Here is a 14,178-nt window from a genome sequence, read left to right on the forward strand (position 1 = left end):
CTCCCATGGCAATCAGCCTGAAAGAACGGGTGTTGAGCTGTGTGGGCGCAGTGTTGGGGCTGTTGTTCAGCAGTTGGCTCTGTCACGAAGTGTTGGGCAGCGGCAGCCCTTGGTTGATAGCGCCTATGGGCGCGTCGGCGGTGTTGATGTTTGCCTTGCCGGCCAGTCCTTTGGCACAGCCTTGGTCGATTATTGGCGGAAACCTGATTTCCGCCCTGATTGGTGTCACATGCGCTACTTGGTTCGGCCACGACGCCTGGGTGGCGGTGCTCGCAGGTGGCCTAGCGATTGCCGCGATGTTTACCCTGCGATGCCTGCACCCACCGGGTGGTGCGGTTGCGCTGACGGCCGTGTTAGCAGGGCCAGAAGTGGCTCAGCTGGGTTATCACTTCGCCCTCTATCCGGTGGGACTTAACTCCATTGGCTTGCTGTTGATTGCCTTGCTGTTCAATAACGCTCTGCGTCGGCAATACCCATATCGTCCGTTGGAACAAGGCAATGTGCATGGGACTCGTGATCCGCTCCCGCGTGATCGCTTGGGTTTTACCTCGGCGGATCTGGATGCGGTGCTCGAGGCGCGCGGTGAGTTACTCGACATTTCCCGTGAAGATCTGGAGGAGATTCTCCTGCAGACCGAGCTGAGGTCTTATCAGCGGCGCGTTGGTGAGGTGTTCTGTGGCGACATTATGTCCCGCGACGTGCGAACACTGGGGCCGGATGACCGCCTTGTCGACGCTCAAGCCAGCCTGCATCAGTACCGTCTGACGGCGATGCCCGTGGTTAACCTTCAAGGTGAGTTGCTTGGCATGCTAGGGCTGCATGATCTGTTGCAAGCCTCTACTGAGGCTCCTGATGTAGCCACTTCTATGCGTCACCCGGTGCCTACCTGTCACGCCGATTGGCCAGTAACCTACTTGGTGCAGATGTTCACTGAGGCGGATGTGCACGTGATCCCGGTGATCGACGAAGAACGTCGAGTGGTGGGTATTGTCAGCCAGTCCGATCTACTCGCGGCAATGTTTCGAATGTCCCTGCAAGCCTCTGCGGTGACTTCAGCTGGCAGCTGATTGCAGCAGCTACGTTATCCTGTGTTTTCCACCGCTTGGTTGTTGAGTGTGTCCATGCCTGTTGAAGCTCGCTCTCCGTCGAATATGCGCCCCAGCACTCTGCACCTGCCGCGTGGCAACTGGGCGACGGTGTTCGAGTGCCTGTGTGCGCATTTCCCGGCGATTGCGTCGACGGTGTGGCAGGAGCGGATCGCACGTGGCCGGGTGCTCGACGCTCAGGGTCAGCCTATTGGGATAACTGCGGCGTATCGCGAAGGGCTCAAGGTGCACTACTTTCGCGAAGTTCCGGCGGAAACGCCGATCCCCTTCGAGGAAGCCGTGCTGCATGTTGATGAACACCTGCTGGTGGCCGACAAACCGCATTTTCTGCCGGTGATGCCCGCTGGTGAATACGTCGAGCAGACCCTGCAGGCGCGGCTGGCCAAGCGCCTGGGCAATGCCGACCTGGTGCCGCTGCACCGGATTGATCGGCACACCGCCGGCCTGGTGCTGTTTTCCACCAATCGCCAGAGCCGTGCTCAGTACCAGGCGCTGTTTCGCCTGCGGCAGATGGACAAGTGCTACGAGGCGTTGGCGGCGGCCTTGCCGCAGCTGGACTTTCCGCTGTTGCGGGCGACGCGGCTGGAGGGAGCCGAGCCGTTCTTCCGCATGCAGGAAGTGACTGGTGAAGCGAATACCGAAACCCGTGTCGAGGTCGCCCAGCGCCTCGGCGAATACTGGCTGTATCGGCTGTATCCGGTTACCGGCAAGAAGCATCAGCTGCGTGTGCACCTGGCCGCGCTGGGCGCGCCGATCTTCAATGATCCGTTCTATCCCGAGGTCACCGATGCTCCGGATGACTACAGCAAGCCGCTAAAGCTGCTAGCCAAGGGCCTGAGCTTTATTGATCCGTTAACCGGCGAGCGTCGCGCATTCGAAAGCCAGCTGAGTCTGCTCTGAAGTCGTAGGGTGGGTGGCGCTTTATCCATCCGCCAACCCGTAATGGTGGATGAAAACAGCGTCATCCACCCTACGCGGCTACAGGCTTAGCGTTGTGGCTCTTTGGCTGCCGCCTGCCAGAGCACTTCAGCGATCCCCTGACGCTTGGCGATCAGCCGTGCGGCGACAAACAGCAGGTCTGACAGGCGGTTGACGTAGGCCAGGCCGACGCCGCGAATCGGCTCCACGGCATTCAGGTGTTGGCAGCGGCGCTCGGCGCTGCGGGCCAGGCTGCGGCACACGTGGGCCTGGGCAATCAGGCGCGAGCCGCCGGGCAGGATAAAGTTCTCCAGCGGGCCGACTTCTTCGTTCCAGCGGTCGATAGCGGCTTCCAGGCGCTCGATTTCCGGGGCTTGCAAGGCTTGGTAGTCCGGCATCGCCAGTTCACCGCCAAGGTCGAATAGGCGGTGCTGGCAGGGCGCGAGCATCTCGAAAACCTCGGCCAGCCCTGGCCACTGGGCTTGCTGTTCGGCCAGTTCGGCCAGCAGCAGGCCGATATGGCTGTTCAATGTATCGACCTCGCCCATGGCATCCACCCGAGGGTGGTCCTTGGTTACGCGGCGGCCATCGGCCAGGCCGGTTTCGCCGGCGTCGCCAGTGCGGGTATAGATTTTTGAGAGGCGGTAACCCATGTTCAGAGACCTGTGTCAGACGTGGCGGTGGTCATCGGCAGGCGCAGGGTGAAGCAGGTACCCTGGCCAGCTTGGGACTGCACTTCCATCTGCCCTTTGTGGTTGTTGGTGATGATGAAGTAGGACACCGACAGACCAAGCCCCGTGCCCTGGCCGACTTCCTTGGTGGTGAAGAATGGCTCGAAAATGCGTTTGCGCACTGACTCGGGCATGCCGACGCCATTGTCCTCCACCTGGATTTCCGCCCAGGGCGGCGCCAGGCGTACGCGTAGGGTGATCTGTCCAGGTGTCTTACTGTCGTCGCGTTGATGGATGGCCTGGGCAGCGTTTTTCAGCAGGTTGAGCAGCACCTGCTCCAGTTCGTTGGCGGTGGCCGGCACAGGGGGTAGGTCGGCGGCAAACTCGCGCTGGATGTTCAGGCTCTTGAAGTCGAAGCTTTCGGTCAGGTCGAAGTCATTGCTGGCAATCTCGACTGCCTGATCGAGCAGTGCTGGCAATTGACACGGCGCCAGCTGGCGATCGCTGAGGCGGCTGAAATTCAGCATATGGCTGACAATTTTTGCTGCACGGCTGCCGGCCTGCTGGATGCCGTCGAGCAGACGCGGAATTTCCCGGGCATTCAGGTAGCGGTCGATGGCTTCCAGGCAGATGCCTGCTTGCTCCGCCTGTTCGCGGTTCTTTTCCAGCTCGGGTGATAGGCGTCGGCGGATGTTCTGCACGTTATGCAGGATGGCCCCTAGCGGGTTGTTGATCTCATGCGCCATGCCGGCGGCCAGGCCACCGACCGAGAGCATCTTCTCCGATTGCACCATCATCTCTTCCAGGTTGAGGCGCTGGGTAATGTCGTCGATACGGATCACCACGCCGCGCCCGCTGCCGCCCATCAGTGGGTAGAAGGTCAGGGCGAAGTGGCGCGGTTGCTCGTTGCTGCCCCAGGTGACCCGTTCGATCTTTTCCACCTGATGCTGTTCGACAGTGCGCCTTAGCTGCGGTAGGAAGGGTTTGAGCGGCGCGAATGCGAGGAAGATCGGCTGGTTTAGCGCCTCGTCCAGGCGCGTACCGGAAAGGCTGCTGGCTTCCTGGTTCCACTGGGTGACGTAGAGCTGCTCATCGAGGGCAATCAGCGCCGAGGGCATGGAGTCAATGATGCTGTTGAGGTACTTCTGAAAGCCGGTGAGCTTCTTCTCGATCTTGCCGCGCACCTGCACTTCCAGCTCCAGCTTGCGGTTGGAGTGGCGGGTTTCTTCTGCCAGGTGCTGGGCTTGGTCGAAGGCTTCCTGGGCGTCGTCACGGGCGCGCTTGAGCTGCTGCTCACGGGCTTCGATGCGCACCAGCATGGTGTTGAAGGCATCGGCCAGGCTGCCGATCTCGTCACGGTTGCCACGGCGAGCGCGCAGGGCGTAGTTCTCTTCGCGGGTGACCTGGCGCGAAAGTTCTTCCAGGCGGCGGATCGGACGGGTGATCAGGCGGCGCACCTGGCGCGAGACGATCAGCCAGAACAGGACGCTCAAGGCCAGAATCACCCCGCTGGCGGTCAGGGTGCCGGTGTAGAACACCCCCGGTAGCTCGCTGGAGGCTACCAACAGCAGATGGCCAGAGTTGCCCGTGGCCTGCGGTAGCTCGACAAGCTGACTGATGCGGAATTCGCTGTGGCGCCATGACTCGACCTCTTCGACGCGCTGCGGCAGTTGTAGTTTGGTGCCGCGCTGCAGCTGTGCCAGGTTCAGCCCCTCGGCGTCATAGATTACCGCCGCGCGCAATGGCGCGTAGTCATCCAGGCGGCGGAGCAGCGTTTCGGCAGCTGCCGGTGTGCTCAATGCTTCCTTACTCAGCGGTGGGCTGGCTATCAGTCGTCCGAGTGTGTGCAGGGCCTGGGGCGCCACGCTTTCCTGAGAAATCCAGTAGGCCGCGCTGATAAAGGCTAGGTTGGCCACCAGCAGCACGGTGGCGAGCAAAGCCAGCAGGGCGACCAGCAGTTTGCGGCCGACCGGTAGGTTTTCGAGGCTCTGACGCAGGGGCATGGCGGGCTGTCGCGATGGTTGAAGTGCAGGCAGGTTAACGCGGGCCTCAGTGGCTGGGCAATCCACGTGCGTCAAGGTGGGCCAGTAGTTGGCTGTGCAGGGCCTGTAGATGAGGCAACACCAGTTGGTGGCGTTGTGCGGCGTTGCAGGCATAGCCGAGCAGGTAGGCGATTTCCGTGCGGCGGCCCTGGCTGACATCCTGGTGCATGGAGGAATAGTTGGCGGCGGTGGCCTGGATCACCCGTTGTACTTCGTCATGCAGGTCCTCGGCGGCCGCGCTTTGGCCGCAGCGGTGCAGCAACTCGCTCAGCTCGTTGCACAGGCAGGCAACTTGCGCCGGGTGTTCACGCAGCCCGCCATTGCGGCAGTCGTGCAGCACGGTCAGCGGGTTGATCGCGCAGTTCAGTGCCAGCTTGCGCCACAGCCGACTAAGAATATCCAGGCTCCAGTCGTGAACAATACCGGCCTGGTGCAGGTCTTCCAGCCAGGTGGGTGGCTGCAGATTGAGCGGGTCGCCAAGCCAGGTATGGCCGTGGCCGGCAAATACCACCTGAAAATCTGCCTGACGAAATGCGCCTTCGGTGCTGGAGGCGAAGATGCAGCGTGCTTGGGGCGCTGCGCGAGCGACTTCGTCCTGGCTGCCAAGGCCATTCTGCAGCAGGAGGATTTCGGCGCCAGGGGCCAGGCGTGGCGCCAGTTGGCTGACGGCCGCGGCGGCGTCATAGGCCTTGCAGGCCAGCAGCAGGCGCTGGATCGGCTGGGGGGAATCGACTGTTTGCGCGGGAATGGCGTAGTGCTGGGCGTGACCTTGTTCAATCAGGGTCAGCCCGCCGGCCTGTTGATAGCTGTGTAGGCGCGCCGGGTCGCGCAGGATCAGCTGCACCGGCCGGGCGGCGCGCGCCAGGCGCGTCGCCCATAAAGTGCCGAGGCTGCCGGCGCCGAGGATATGCCACATATGCGGTACAGCTTATTGCGGCAAAGACAGACGCAAGGCGGTGACAAGCCCTGTGCTGTGCGACTCGGGCAGTATCCTGGCTGCGTGTTCGGTGATCTGATCCGGGGTGATGGGGAGACCTTTTGCATCCAGACCCACCAGGCTGATACCCGCCTTGAGGCTGATAAAGCCTTCGCTGGTCTTGAACGCCTTGAGGTTGATGCCTTCATGCAGGCGCTTGAAACTGCTGGGCGAGCATTCATGCAAATCGGTCAGCAGGGTGATCAGGCCGAAGTGGCTTTCATCCAGACGTACCAGTACATCCAGTGGTCGCACCAGCTGTTGCAGGCGCCGTGCCACGCCGGTAAGCAGCTCGTTGTAGAAGGCATCGCCATGCTGCTGGTGCAGCTCATGCACATCCTGCAGGCCGATCAGCAGGTAGCACAGGGCTCCGCCGCGAGATTCGACCTGGCGCAGGCTGTCGAGCATCTTCTGGTGCAGGTAACGGTTGTTGCCTAGACCGGTGAGCGGGTCGATCAGGTTGCGCTGTTCCAGGCTGGCAATATTTTCGGTCAGTAGGCGGTTTTCCTGGAGCAGGCGCTGCAGGGTGTTGCACAGACGGTCGGCGGCGTAGACGCGCGGCACCAGTTGCTCGTTCATCGCTGCCTTGCTGATGAAGTCATCGACACCGCTATCGAACGCTTCGCCCAGCACGTTTTCACCTTCCTTGCCGGTGAGCAGGATGACGTAGGTGTAGTGGTGGGCCATTTCATCGAACTGGCGCACTTGCACGGTCAGTTCCAGGCCATTCATCTCAGGCATCAGCCAGTCGGCGAGTAAAACGCTGGCAGGGCGCTGTTCGAGCAGTTTGATGGCCTCTGCGGCGCTGCTGGCGAAACGGAGGTCCTGATAGCCCGCCTGGCTCAGGGCGCGCCCGATCATGGCGCTGGAGAACTTGGCGTCATCGACGACCAAAATGCTCAGGTGGGGGTTAGGCATGGGCAGGCTCGCTAGAGGGAAATCACGTGGGCCCGATACTTCGCCGGGCAGTGTATGTTGCTACCACTATATAATGGCCGGGTTTTTTTACCGTCAAGCCAGGCGTGCCCCATTCGTGATGCAGGGCGCGCCGTCTATCTGGAGTAAGCCCATGCCCTCGTTCGACGTGGTGTCCGAGTTGGACAAACATGAAGTTACCAACGCTATCGACAGTGCCATAAAGGAACTGGACCGTCGTTATGATCTGCGCGGTAAAGGTAGCTTTGAGCTGAAAGAGCTGACTGTCAACCTGACAGCCGATGCGGATTTTCAGTTGGAGCAGATGGTTGAGATTCTCAAGCTCTGCCTGGTCAAACGCAAGATTGATGTGCAGTGCCTGGAGTTCAAGGACGCCTACCCATCGGGCAAGAGCGTTAAGCAGGAAGTGATCCTGCGCGAAGGGATCGAGAAGGACCTGGCGAAGAAGATCGTCGCGCACATCAAGGACATCAAACTTAAGGTGCAGGCCGCCATTCAGGGGGAGCAGGTGCGTATCACTGGCAAGAAGCGCGATGACCTGCAGGAGGCCATCGCTGCCTTGCGTGCCAAGGACTTCGGTATGCCGCTGCAGTTCAATAACTTCCGCGATTAATGCGTGAACGTTGAACCTTGCCGCCGCACAGGCGTCGCAACGGTGTTGGTGCAGTGAAACCGCCACGGCTTGCCGTGGCGTTTTATTTTCAAAGGTTTACAAGGATTAACAGATGGATATGAACGTCGAACAACTGGTGAAAATGTCCGAGGCCTGGTTGCCTGTGGTGCTTGAATACAGCGGCAAGCTGACTCTGGCTTTGATCACGATGCTGATTGGTTGGTGGCTGATTGGCCGGCTTACCTCGAGTGTTGGTCGTTTACTTAATATGCGTCAGGTTGATCGAGTGCTGAGCAGTTTTATCTGCAGCCTGGTCGGCATCGTGCTCAAGGTATTGCTGCTGGTCAGCGTGGCCTCGATGATCGGCGTGGAAACCACCTCCTTTATCGCAGTGATCGGTGCTGCCGGCCTGGCGATTGGTCTGGCTTTGCAAGGCAGCCTGGCGAACTTCGCTGGCGGGGTATTGATCATGCTGTTTCGCCCGTTTCGTGCTGGCGACTGGATTGAGGCGCAAGGCGTATCGGGCAGCGTCGACAGTATTCAGATTTTCCATACCACGCTGAAAACCGCGGATAACAAGGTGGTGATCGTGCCCAATGGCAGCCTATCGAACGGCCATATCACCAACTATTCGCGTGAGCCCAAGCGTCGAGCCGATATCAAGCTTGGCATCGACTACTCCAGCGACATCAAGCAAGCTCGTGAGGTGCTGCTGGAAATAGCCAAGGATCCGCGGGTGCATGCTGACCCGGCCCCGGTGGTTTTTGTTACAGGGTTGGGCGATAGCGCGATCAACGTGTCACTGCGGGTCTGGGTGGATACACCGAATTTCTGGCCGGTGACATTTGCCTTTATCGAGCAGGCGAAGGAGCGTTTGACTGAAGCCGGTATCGGCATTCCATTCCCGCAGCGGGTGGTGCATCTGGTGCAGCAGTCCAGCTGAGCCTGGCTCGCACCGCGGCTCGCCCTGTTAGGGGCGAGTGGCGTTATAGAGGCTTTTGAAGATATGACCCATGGCGGTTTGATAGTGGCCAATCAGGGTTTTCCAATCGCTTTGATCCCAAGGCGAATGGCGACGTAGCTGCAGCATGTCGTGCATCGCAGCCTGTTTGCTGGTGAGGCGTTGTCTGCATTTTTCTAGATCAAGCAGCGCGACTTCGGGCATAGCTGCGGAGCCCTCGCCGGTAATGCGTACAAAAATATGCTTGATATAAATGCAGCCATGTTGCCAGCGAGCAGTATGTAGCCGTGCAAGGGTGTGGGCCACCTCGACCAGTAGCTGTTGATGGAGCGCCTCTCCATACTCTTCGCGGCCGTTGTTGGCATACCACTCATCAATTGGTTGAAAGCCTTCAAGGGCCTTGGTGATTAACAATGCGCGCCAGCCTTGCGTGCTTTGCTCAGCAGCACAATAAACAATCTCTGGCACTGTCACCCCAGCTTTACGGGCTCCCAGTAGTGCTTCTTGCTCGCGCAGTACGGTTGGGCGACCGAAAGGGTGTAGAAGGCTACGGTGTATGTGTCCTGTTTGGCGTTTAGCGTAGAGCAGCTTGCCCTCTGCATAGATGCGCTGAACACCGCTATAACCACCTCGCCTATCATTGGGCTCTTCTACCCATTCGCCTTGGATTTTCCACCAGTTCTCGAAGCTAGTAGTGGATGAGTGGGTGTCGGAGACGCTAGGTTTTGCGGTCATAATTTGCCCTTTTTAGATATCAATCCTCAGCAAGACTCGTGCCTGCTAGGCTGATATGTGCGTCTTATTAGACGCTGTTTTCTTGTTATTCGGGGGGCGCAATAGCGTTGGAGTCGCTGGAGTTATTTGGCCGCTCGCGGCGCCATTGCAGAACGATCAGGATCAGCGTTGGTATGCCCAGCAAGGCGGTTATCAGGAAGAACTCGGCGTAACCGAACTTCTCCACCATCACCCCTGAGTAACCACCAATTAGCCGTGGCAGTAGCAGCATGATCGAGCTGAGTAGTGCGTATTGGGTGGCAGAGAACTTCAGATTGGTCAGGCTCGACAGGTAGGCGACAAATGCCGCGGTGGCCAGGCCTGCGCTGAAGTTGTCGGCGGAAATGGTCACGATCAGCATCTGCAGGTCTGCGCCCATGCCGGTGAGCATGAGGAACAGCAGGTTGGTTGCCGCCGAGGTCGCGCCGCCGATAAACATGATCGGCAGAATGCCGAAGCGCACGATCAGCAGGCCGCCAAAGCCTGCACCAAACAGGGTCATCACTAGGCCGAACAGCTTGCTGACGCTGGCGATCTGATCCTTGGTAAAACCCTGGTCGATATAGAACACGTTGGCCATGACACCCATCACGGTGTCCGACATGCGGTAGGTGGCGATTAGTCCCAGCAGCAGGAAGGCCTGCCAGCGGTAACGCACGATAAAGTCGTTAACCGGCGTCAGCACCGGGGCCAGGCCGCGGCGGCCCATGGACGACAGACACAGGGCAGTGAGGATGCTGTAGAGCAGGGCGCGCAGGAAGGCGCGGTCTTCCAGCAGCAGGTCGAGCAAACTCGCTTCGCCGTTGACCAGGCTGGCGAAATCGGTGTGATAGAACTGGGTAAACATCGCCGGTACCGACACCAGCAGCACGATCAGCACCAATACCGACATAATCTGATGGCTGAAACCATAGCGCGCAGCGGCCAATTGCGTACGCAGTGGTACATCCGGCTCGCGCATCCACAGGCTGGTCAGCAGGCCGGGCAGCATCAGTAGGGCAAACAACAGGTAGGTGCCGGCCCAGGCGCCATGCTGATAGAGCAGGGCGGTGGAGCCAAAGCCTTCGGCGAAATACAGCGCGCCGGCGGTGGCGAGGAGGGCGGCGACGCGGTAACCGGCCATGTAGCTCGCGGCCAGTGCGGCCTGGCGGGTGTCGTCGACGATTTCCAAGCGGTAGGCGTCGACGGCGATGTCTTGGGTGGCTGAGGCGAAGGCCACCAGTACGGCTAGGGAAATCAGCCAGGTCAGATGGGTTTGCGGGTCACACAGGGCCATGCCGGCCAAGCCGATAGCGATCAGTATCTGCGATAGCACCAGCCAGGAGCGCCGCCGGCCCAGCTTGCCAAGCAGCGGTAGACGCCATTGGTCGAGCAGCGGCGACCACACCCATTTGAAGGCGTATGCCAGGCCGATCAGGCTGGCAAAACCAATGGTATCGCGGGCCACTCCGGCTTCGCGCAACCAGACTGAAAGGGTGGAGAACACCAACATATAAGGTAGGCCAGCGGCGAACCCTAGAAGCAGCAGCACCAATGTCGAGGGGCTGGAGTAGGCAGCAATGGCATCACGCCAGCTTTTACGGGGCATTGAAGGGGTATCAGCCTGAGTTTGACCTAATAAAGGGCGCACTCTAACCGCTGTGCTCCATTGGGCGCCAGCCATAGCGCGGCATATCCACCCTATCGTTATGGATTTGCACGCCTTCTTCACGTAGTCGGATGCGTTGCTCCGCGCCGGAGAGACTATCAACGGATAAGCTGAGGCGCCCGCCGGCGGCAATTACCCGGTGCCAGGGCAGGATGCTGCCGTCCGGCAGCTGACTGAGGGTGCGCCCGACCCAGCGCGCGGCGCGGCCCAGGCCTGCATATGCGGCCAGTTGGCCGTAACTCACCACGCAACCGGCAGGTATCTGGGCCAGCGCCGTATAAAGTGCCGTGCGACGCTCGAGTTGGCTTGCTGTTGGCTGGCCTGGCGCGGCATGCTTCTGCCCCTGTCCTAGCTCGCTATCCGGCTTTTCCATCATGCTGCTACGTACTCTGTTGTGTTTTCTGGTTATTGCTCTGGCCGCACCTGCTTGGGCGGACACGGTGTGGTTGAACAATGGTGACCGCCTGAGCGGCGAGATAGTTCTGCTCGATGGCGGCAAACTGGCCTTGAAAACCAAGTACGCCGGTCAGGTGCTGATTGCCTGGAAGGATATCGACACCCTGCGCTCGGAGAAACCCTTGCTGATACGTCGCCAGGGCTTCGATAGCGAGCGCAGCAATCAACTGGAAGCCGCCGGAAAGGGCATGGTACGGGTCGTCAGCGAAAGCACACAGACCGTTCCTCTGGCGAGTATCAATCGGCTGATTCCACCGCGCCCGGTGCTGCAGGACCGCTTATGGGAGGGCAACCTGGACGCCAAATTGGACATGAAACGCGACGACAACCATAGCGATGAGTGGAAGCTTAAAGGCAATACGCGTATGGAGCATGGCCGCTGGCGTCACGTGTTAGCCGGTGAGCTGGAACGCAAGGTCAAGAATGACGCTAAGACTGCCGACAACTGGCAGCTGGAATACGATCTCGACCGCTTTATCACGTACCATTGGTTCTGGCGGGTCGGTGCCGAGCAGGACGAAGACGAGTTCGCCTTCCTGAATCGTCAGCGTTCGCTGGGTACCGGTCCGGGCTATCGCTTCTGGGATAATGAGCTGGGCCGGTTGGATGTGATTGGCCAGTTCAATCGTCTGCAACTGGACAGTAGTGCCGGCGAGCTGGCACTGAATACCTACTCGTTTTCCTGGGATTACAAACGCCTGCTCTGGGGCACCCGTTTGGAGTTCTACAGTACGGCCGAGCTGCAGCTGCCGGACATAGATGAAATTGACTATGTACTCGACAGTGAAATGGGCCTGCGTTATCGGCTGACGGACTGGGCGCGCCTCTCGCTGTTGTATGAGCTGGACCAGGCGCGTGGGCTCGGCCAGACCAGCAGTGAACGGCGTTATCTGCTGGGGGTAGGGGTCGGCTGGTAGGGCAGACCGTAGTGAACTCGCAGTGGTTCTGTCGGTCAGTGCTTGCTCTGGCGTCGTGCTTACGGATAATGCGCGACCTTCCGCGAACCCGAAGTAGAAAAACCATTCCTATGTTTTCCCGAACCCTGCTGTGCCTGGCCCTTTCTGTGGCTGCCACCTCCGCGCTGGCGGATACCGTCTGGCTGAAGAACGGCGACCGCCTGACCGGCAAGATCAAGTTCTACGACGGTGGCAAGCTGTTGCTGGCAACCGACTACGGCGGCGCGATTGCCCTCGACTGGAGCAAGATCGCGACCCTGGAAAGCGATCAGGAACTGCTGATCAAGGAAAACGCTATTGCTGGCGAGCGCACCAAATCCCTGCAGTCGGCTGAGCCGGGCAAGGTGACGCTGGCCAACGGTGGTGCTCCCAAGACTGTTGAGCTGGCGAGCATCCAGCAGATTCTCAAGCCCAAACCCTTGGTTGAGGACTTGGTCTGGAAGGGCAATATCGATGCGGCCCTGGACTACAAGCGTGCTGAACGTGACACCGACGACTATGACGTCAGCCTGAAAACTCAGGCGCGGCATGGCCTGTGGCGGCACCACGCCGAGGCGGAATACAACCGTGAGTTCCAGGATGACGTGGTGACCACCGATAACTGGAGTGCTGAATATGCGCTTGACCGTTTTCTGACTGAGAAATGGTTCTGGCAGGGGCGCATGGAATACAAGCGTGACCGTATTGAAGAGGTGCGCCGCCAGCGTACCTTGGGTACCGGTCCCGGTTATCAGTTCTGGGACAACGAGCTGGGTGCTTTCTCCGTGGCCGGCCTACTTAACCGTTCGGACTATGAGTACGACAATGGCGAACGTGACAACTTCTATGCGGTGAGTATGAAGTGGGATTACAACCGCTACCTGGTCGGCAAGAGTGTCGAGCTGTTCAGCGATGGTGAGGTGGGTAAGCCGCTGGCCAATGTGGCTGACTACACCCTGGATGCTGCGGTGGGGCTACGTTACAAGCTGACGGACTGGGCTTCGCTGAATATGAAGGCGGAGAAGGACCTGGTCAGTGGTTCGGAAGGTGAGCTGGACGAAACCCGTTATAGCCTGGGTTTTGGCGTCGGCTGGTAAGTGTTAGGCCGTCGATCTGCTGCGCGTCGGCCCTGCGGCGTTAAAAACAGGCTCGGGATGCCGCTTGCGGCTAACGCGCTTTAGCGCGGCCCGAAGGGCAAGTGAAACGAGTAATGCTCATGTACAAAAGTACGCTCCGCTTCCTCGCCTGTTTTTGCCTTGCAGGACTCTAGCTCGCTAGCTCGTGAACAAATGCTAAGCAAAACAAAAAGCCCCGCATTGCGGGGCTTTTTGTTTGCAGCGTTTCGATCTAGCGGATCAGAGGCGCAGGCCGCCATCCAGCTCCAGAACGCGACCGGTGTAGTAGTCGTTTTCCAGGATATATGCAACCGAGTGAGCGATCTCGGCCGGTTTGCCCATGCGGCGCAGTGGGATGACCGAGGTCATGCGCTCCAGCGCTTCCGGCTTCATGCTGGCAACCATTTCGGTTTCGATAAAGCCCGGTGCTACGCCCGCAACGCGGATGCCGTAACGCGCCAGCTCCTTGGCCCAGACCACGGTATCGGCTGCCACACCGGCCTTGGCGGCGGAGTAGTTGGCCTGGCCGATATTGCCCGCGCGGGAGATCGAGGAGATGTTGATGATCGCGCCTTCGTTCTTCAGTTCGATCATCTTCGCCGCGACTTCACGGGTGCAGAGGAATACGCCGGTCAGGTTGACGTCGATCACCGATTGCCACTGGGCCAGGCTCAGTTTGGTGATTTCGCCGTCCTTGACCTTGATGGTCAGGCCGTCACGCAGGATGCCGGCATTGTTGACCAGGCCGTTGATCGCACCGAAGTCTTCGGCAATCTGTGCCACAGTCTGGGTCACTTGCTCTTCATTGGCGACGTTGCACAGGTAGGCGCGGGCTTCCACGCCCAGAGCCTTGCAGGCAGCCACTGCTTCGTCGAGTTTTTCCTGATTCAGGTCGACCAGCGCCAGCTTGACGCCTTTCTCTGCCAGGTATTCAGCCATGGCGCGGCCCAGACCCTGGCAGCCGCCTGTGATGACGATCACTTTGTCTTTGAGTTGCATTGCGTATCCCCTCAAGTGGTTCGAACCG

At 59.7% G+C, this 14,178-nt stretch carries 13 protein-coding genes and 1 pseudogene; 6 read left to right on the top strand and 8 right to left on the bottom strand.

What is annotated here, in order from left to right:
• Window positions 1-5: 5 nt before the first annotated feature.
• Both ACIGEK_RS07765 and ACIGEK_RS07770 read left to right on the top strand, forming a co-directional pair.
• A complete protein-coding gene (locus ACIGEK_RS07765; protein ID WP_397492720.1) occupies window positions 6-1,067 on the top strand; it encodes an HPP family protein in 1,062 nt (353 codons plus the stop codon).
• 54 nt (window positions 1,068-1,121) lie between these two features.
• Entirely contained in the window at window positions 1,122-2,006 is an 885-nt protein-coding gene (locus ACIGEK_RS07770; protein WP_397492721.1) for an RluA family pseudouridine synthase, read from the top strand.
• An 86-nt stretch (window positions 2,007-2,092) separates the two neighbouring features.
• Here the strand turns inward: ACIGEK_RS07770 and ACIGEK_RS07775 are convergent, their stop codons facing one another.
• The 4 genes and pseudogenes from ACIGEK_RS07775 to ACIGEK_RS07790 all read right to left on the bottom strand — a co-directional run.
• Window positions 2,093-2,677: a cob(I)yrinic acid a,c-diamide adenosyltransferase gene (locus tag ACIGEK_RS07775; RefSeq protein WP_397492722.1), complete on the bottom strand. Its 585-nt coding sequence runs from the start codon at window positions 2,675-2,677 to the stop codon at window positions 2,093-2,095.
• 2 nt (window positions 2,678-2,679) lie between these two features.
• On the bottom strand, window positions 2,680-4,698 hold the full coding sequence (locus ACIGEK_RS07780) for an ATP-binding protein (protein WP_397492723.1): 2,019 nt from the start codon (window positions 4,696-4,698) through the stop codon (window positions 2,680-2,682).
• A gap of 46 nt (window positions 4,699-4,744) precedes the next feature.
• Window positions 4,745-5,653 (bottom strand): putative 2-dehydropantoate 2-reductase, encoded by a 909-nt coding sequence (locus ACIGEK_RS07785; protein ID WP_397492725.1) that lies wholly within the window; start codon window positions 5,651-5,653, stop codon window positions 4,745-4,747.
• Between the two features lie 110 nt (window positions 5,654-5,763).
• Window positions 5,764-6,640: pseudogene (locus ACIGEK_RS07790) on the bottom strand (response regulator); the annotation flags it as partial.
• 142 nt (window positions 6,641-6,782) lie between these two features.
• Between ACIGEK_RS07790 and ACIGEK_RS07795 the strand changes: the two are divergent.
• The gene (locus ACIGEK_RS07795) at window positions 6,783-7,262 is read left to right on the top strand and encodes a YajQ family cyclic di-GMP-binding protein (protein WP_090249077.1); all 480 of its coding nucleotides are present in this window, start codon (window positions 6,783-6,785) and stop codon (window positions 7,260-7,262) included.
• A 112-nt stretch (window positions 7,263-7,374) separates the two neighbouring features.
• Window positions 7,375-8,205, top strand: coding sequence for a mechanosensitive ion channel family protein (locus ACIGEK_RS07800; protein WP_397492726.1), 831 nt, complete (start codon window positions 7,375-7,377; stop codon window positions 8,203-8,205).
• 27 nt (window positions 8,206-8,232) lie between these two features.
• Here ACIGEK_RS07800 and ACIGEK_RS07805 read toward each other — a convergent pair whose 3' ends face one another.
• The 3 genes from ACIGEK_RS07805 to ACIGEK_RS07815 form a co-directional block, all read right to left on the bottom strand.
• A complete protein-coding gene (locus tag ACIGEK_RS07805; RefSeq protein ID WP_397492727.1) occupies window positions 8,233-8,958 on the bottom strand; it encodes a lipopolysaccharide kinase InaA family protein in 726 nt (241 codons plus the stop codon).
• Between the two features lie 85 nt (window positions 8,959-9,043).
• Complete coding sequence (locus ACIGEK_RS07810) at window positions 9,044-10,585, bottom strand: AmpG family muropeptide MFS transporter (protein ID WP_397492728.1); 1,542 nt, start codon at window positions 10,583-10,585, stop codon at window positions 9,044-9,046.
• A 43-nt stretch (window positions 10,586-10,628) separates the two neighbouring features.
• Window positions 10,629-11,018 (bottom strand): MGMT family protein, encoded by a 390-nt coding sequence (locus ACIGEK_RS07815; protein WP_397492729.1) that lies wholly within the window; start codon window positions 11,016-11,018, stop codon window positions 10,629-10,631.
• 1 nt (window position 11,019) lies between these two features.
• On the opposite strand from ACIGEK_RS07815, the gene ACIGEK_RS07820 reads away from it, so the two are divergent.
• Window positions 11,020-12,018 (top strand): DUF481 domain-containing protein, encoded by a 999-nt coding sequence (locus tag ACIGEK_RS07820; RefSeq protein WP_397492730.1) that lies wholly within the window; start codon window positions 11,020-11,022, stop codon window positions 12,016-12,018.
• A 110-nt stretch (window positions 12,019-12,128) separates the two neighbouring features.
• Complete coding sequence (locus ACIGEK_RS07825; protein ID WP_397492731.1) at window positions 12,129-13,133, top strand: DUF481 domain-containing protein; 1,005 nt, start codon at window positions 12,129-12,131, stop codon at window positions 13,131-13,133.
• A 258-nt stretch (window positions 13,134-13,391) separates the two neighbouring features.
• Here the strand turns inward: ACIGEK_RS07825 and ACIGEK_RS07830 are convergent, their stop codons facing one another.
• Window positions 13,392-14,150 (bottom strand): SDR family oxidoreductase, encoded by a 759-nt coding sequence (locus tag ACIGEK_RS07830; RefSeq protein ID WP_397492732.1) that lies wholly within the window; start codon window positions 14,148-14,150, stop codon window positions 13,392-13,394.
• Window positions 14,151-14,178 lie beyond the last annotated feature (28 nt).

Origin of the sequence: Pseudomonas sp. NPDC079086 (assembly GCF_044542155.1) — a bacterium.
GTDB lineage: Bacteria > Pseudomonadota > Gammaproteobacteria > Pseudomonadales > Pseudomonadaceae > Aquipseudomonas.

Bases quoted from the DNA above. Each gene is read 5' to 3' on its own strand.
- ACIGEK_RS07765 (WP_397492720.1), top strand. From the start codon at position 6: ATGGCAATCAGCCTGAAAGAACGGGTGTTGAGCTGTGTGGGCGCAGTG.
- ACIGEK_RS07770 (WP_397492721.1), top strand. From the start codon at position 1,122: ATGCCTGTTGAAGCTCGCTCTCCGTCGAATATGCGCCCCAGCACTCTG.
- ACIGEK_RS07775 (WP_397492722.1), bottom strand. From the start codon at position 2,677: ATGGGTTACCGCCTCTCAAAAATCTATACCCGCACTGGCGACGCCGGC.
- ACIGEK_RS07780 (WP_397492723.1), bottom strand. From the start codon at position 4,698: ATGCCCCTGCGTCAGAGCCTCGAAAACCTACCGGTCGGCCGCAAACTG.
- ACIGEK_RS07785 (WP_397492725.1), bottom strand. From the start codon at position 5,653: ATGTGGCATATCCTCGGCGCCGGCAGCCTCGGCACTTTATGGGCGACG.
- ACIGEK_RS07795 (WP_090249077.1), top strand. From the start codon at position 6,783: ATGCCCTCGTTCGACGTGGTGTCCGAGTTGGACAAACATGAAGTTACC.
- ACIGEK_RS07800 (WP_397492726.1), top strand. From the start codon at position 7,375: ATGGATATGAACGTCGAACAACTGGTGAAAATGTCCGAGGCCTGGTTG.
- ACIGEK_RS07805 (WP_397492727.1), bottom strand. From the start codon at position 8,958: ATGACCGCAAAACCTAGCGTCTCCGACACCCACTCATCCACTACTAGC.
- ACIGEK_RS07810 (WP_397492728.1), bottom strand. From the start codon at position 10,585: ATGCCCCGTAAAAGCTGGCGTGATGCCATTGCTGCCTACTCCAGCCCC.
- ACIGEK_RS07815 (WP_397492729.1), bottom strand. From the start codon at position 11,018: ATGGAAAAGCCGGATAGCGAGCTAGGACAGGGGCAGAAGCATGCCGCG.
- ACIGEK_RS07820 (WP_397492730.1), top strand. From the start codon at position 11,020: ATGCTGCTACGTACTCTGTTGTGTTTTCTGGTTATTGCTCTGGCCGCA.
- ACIGEK_RS07825 (WP_397492731.1), top strand. From the start codon at position 12,129: ATGTTTTCCCGAACCCTGCTGTGCCTGGCCCTTTCTGTGGCTGCCACC.
- ACIGEK_RS07830 (WP_397492732.1), bottom strand. From the start codon at position 14,150: ATGCAACTCAAAGACAAAGTGATCGTCATCACAGGCGGCTGCCAGGGT.